We start from the raw sequence: 441 nt of genomic DNA on the forward strand, positions 1-441 counted from the left end.
GTTAAAAGCAGCCGTTACCCACACCAGTACCTCCGATCGGGCATCGCGCGAGCCCGACGGATTCGGGACAAGGCCTGGCGACGGATCGGGATGCGACGAAGAATGAGGATCGTGCTCGCGAAACCCTCACGCCACGGGTCTTGACCGCGTTGACCGCGCATGCGGTATCGAACCCAAGAGTGGAGAGGCCCCATGAACAAGAAACGTAGTAATCCTGAACAGACGCGGCTTGGCCAGGTCCGTGCCGTCGCCGGCATTCTCTCCATGTCCGTCCTCGTTCCGCTCGCCGGTTGCGGCGGCGGTGGCGACGGAGGCGGAAGCGGCACGCCGTCGGCCGCCGCGCAGCCGACCCCCGCGCCGGCACCGGCGCCGGCCCCGGCACCCGCGCCGAGCTCGGGTTCGTCGCAATCCACCAATTCGTCGAGGTCGACGAATTGGTGG

The 441-nt window shown here is 67.1% G+C and carries 1 pseudogene; it reads left to right on the top strand.

The annotated features are described in order from the left end of the window. Positions 1-192: 192 nt before the first annotated feature. A pseudogene (locus ACU8YE_RS25390) lies at positions 193-441 on the top strand (peptidase); the annotation flags it as partial.

The organism is Ralstonia sp. VS2407 (genome assembly GCF_052950655.1).